At 68.4% G+C, this 1,593-nt stretch carries 1 protein-coding gene; it reads right to left on the bottom strand.

Going from position 1 to position 1,593, the window contains the following annotated elements; all coding sequences use genetic code 11:
- Positions 1–10: 10 nt before the first annotated feature.
- Positions 11–1,534, bottom strand: coding sequence for a transposase (locus HCJ94_RS29255; RefSeq protein WP_168004226.1), 1,524 nt, complete (start codon positions 1,532–1,534; stop codon positions 11–13).
- Positions 1,535–1,593 lie beyond the last annotated feature (59 nt).

Genomic DNA, 1,593 nt, shown 5'->3' with positions numbered 1-1,593 from the left:
TCTTCAGCTGTCAAGGGGTTCTCAGCCTGGCATTGTGGCGGAAGATCTTGTTCAGGTTGTGCACGGTGCCGAGGAGTTTGATCTCGGTGTCGACGGCGGCGGTGCCGCGGTGGTGCACGCGGCGTCCGAACTGCTGGAACAGCTGGGCGAAGCCTGGTTCGACGAGGGCGCCGCGGCGGGCGTAGAGCTGCCTTCCTTGAGAGGTTGCCAGTCGGGCGGCCATCTCGCGGTGGCCGGCGGGGACGTCGTGCCCGGGTGGCGTGGTCGCGCGGGTCTGCTCGTACTCCTTGGTGATCGAGACCAGCAGCGGGAGGTCGGCCAGGGCGGTGAAGTTCGCGGTGCTGGCGTAGCCGCTGTCGGCCAGCCATGCCGCGACGTCGTCGGTCAGCCCGGCGGCTGCGCAGTTGTGTTGAACGCGTCTGATGACCGGGACGAGTGCGGTGGTGTCGGCAGGGTTGTCCTGCAGCTCGATCGCGAGGAGAACCTGGTTGCGGGAGCAGGCGATCTGCACGTTGTAGCCCTGCACGTATCCGCCGTGCTTGCCGAGCATGAGCCGCGACGCCGGATCGGTGAGCGAGGCCCTGGCCGCCGCGGACGGGATCGGTCGCGGGTAGCGCGCACGGTGCAACGCGGCCTGCGCCCGGGTGAGGCGGGCCTGCTGCCGGACGACCTTGGTCTTGGCCTCGATCGCAACCGGTGGGCGTCCGACAGCGCGCCGCCGTCCCGCGGCCTGATCCTGCAGGGTCCGGCGGGTGTAGTCGGCCAGCCGCTGCTGCTGGGCGGCCGTGACCTCGGCCAGGCGCGCCTCGGCTCTGGCGACCATCCGCTGCGCGGCCTCCACCTTGATCCGCATCTCGCCCTCTGAGGGCAGTGAACGCTCGAACAGCTTGTCCCGGGCCAGCCGGGCCCGTGTCACGCGATCGCTGAGCTGCGACAGTCGCCGCAGACAGCTACCTGCGCCCGTGGGCCGTCGGTGCCCGTCGGTAGCCGCTTCGTCCGTGTCCTGCGTCAGTTGGTCGAGTTGCGCCTCGCCGTCGGCGATGACGGTCTCCAAGGCGTCCAGGCTGCGGTTGGCTGAGCGTGCGGCGGCCGCGTGCATCGGCGAGCCGTCCACCGCCACCGCGGACAGGTCCACCAGCCCGCGCCGGACGCACAGCGCCAGGACCTGCACGAACAGCGCCTTCAAGCCCTCGCGGTGACGGCGCAGGAACCGCGCGACGGTGGCATGATCAACCTGCTGATTGCCGGTGATGATCCGGCAGCCCACATCATCGAGGCAAGCGGCCTCGATCTTGCGCGTCGAGCGCACGCCCTTGCAGTAGCAGTACAGCAGCAAGCTCAGCAGCATCTGTGGCGGATACGCCGCCGCGCCCTGGCCATCAGCACGATAGCCCCGCAGGAACCCGGACAGGTCGAGCTCACCGACGACCTTCAGGACCTGCCAGCACAGATGCTGCGGTGGCAGCCACTCACCCAGATCATGCCGGGGAAGAGACAAGTCGTCCGGGCTGCAGGAGATGAAGTTGTATCCCACGGCCCGACATGATCATCCACTGTAGGCAATTGACAGCAAGAACTCTTGACAGCTGAAGA

This window comes from Micromonospora thermarum (assembly GCF_012034245.1).
Lineage (GTDB): Bacteria > Actinomycetota > Actinomycetes > Mycobacteriales > Micromonosporaceae > Micromonospora > Micromonospora thermarum.
This window is presented reverse-complemented; position numbering and strand designations above follow the sequence as displayed.